The organism is Photorhabdus stackebrandtii (assembly GCF_011189495.1).
GTDB lineage: Bacteria > Pseudomonadota > Gammaproteobacteria > Enterobacterales > Enterobacteriaceae > Photorhabdus > Photorhabdus khanii.
This window is the reverse complement of record NZ_PUJV01000129.1, coordinates 1-1,027: the sequence shown is the minus strand read 5'-3', so window position 1 is coordinate 1,027 and position 1,027 is coordinate 1. Positions and strand designations below refer to the sequence as shown.

1 protein-coding gene is annotated in these 1,027 nt (G+C 45.3%); it reads left to right on the top strand.

What is annotated here, in order from left to right; translation table 11 throughout:
- Window positions 1-23: 23 nt before the first annotated feature.
- Window positions 24-950 carry a DUF4123 domain-containing protein gene (locus tag C5470_RS21945; RefSeq protein WP_166291902.1) on the top strand — a complete coding sequence of 309 codons (927 nt, stop codon included), beginning with the start codon at window positions 24-26 and terminating at the stop codon, window positions 948-950.
- The last annotated feature ends 77 nt before the right edge of the window (window positions 951-1,027 follow it).

Here is a 1,027-nt window from a genome sequence, read left to right as displayed (position 1 = left end):
TGTCCAAAGGAGGATAACGACTGATGGCCGCTGAAAAACACTATGCCGTCATTGACGGCGCCAGCGAACCCCGATTGTTCTTTGTTCTGGAACATGTTAATCCCCCGGTGACCTGTCTTTATAATGAGTCTTTACAACCTGAACTGCTTAAAGTCGCGCCTTATTTAGTGGAAGTCACAGAAAAAGTCGGACTTTATTTGGCGGAATGGCAAACCCCCTGGGGAATTTGTCTTCATTCACAGGCGGACATGCGAACATTGCGTCAACATCTGCGTAAATCTCTTCAGGTATTATTACCGGATCAAGATAAACCGGTCTTTTTCCGGTTTTATGATCCGCGCAATATCTGGGAATTTCTCAGTGTTCTGAGTGACTGGGAAATTCACTGCTTTCTGGGGCCGATAAATAAAATTACCACCTCCCTGATGGGGATTAAACAGGAAGATAATTTTCACGCCGTCAGAAAACAATTTCCCGCAGAAGCGCGCTCCAGGCAAAAGATGTTGCAAATTGCTCCCGAGCAATATGCTCAGTTAAATAACCTGTTCGAGCAAAGATTTATTAATAAACTGACGCGACTCATTAATGAAATCAATTACCATAATGGAGCCGGCACCATAGCGCTGCCACATTCAACCCTGTCGGCAATTGCAGATAAAATATTGCAAGATCCCCTCCCCAATACGCATTATTCCCCCGCCTATCTGGATGAAGAGACCTTTATTCAGCATAAAAACCTGGCGGAGGATTGTTTTTATTTTTGTCAGGAGAACGAAATCACCGATGAGCGCTCTATTGGGGGATTCCTCTACCTGCTGCTGGAGAGAAATATGGGTCAGTTTCAGCAAATCCCACCGACCTGGTTAACCGGACTCCGGGACACTCAATGGCCGGGTTATTATCGGATGGAAACATTATTAAAAAGCGAATTAGGTTTTATCCCCAACTAAACGGCCAATAAGGTAACTGAGATGACTGAACACACTATTTCACCCCGTGCCGGCGTTGCCTGCATGACCTGTAACAA

Bases quoted from the DNA above. Each gene is read 5' to 3' on its own strand.
- C5470_RS21945 (WP_166291902.1), top strand. From the start codon at position 24: ATGGCCGCTGAAAAACACTATGCCGTCATTGACGGCGCCAGCGAACCC.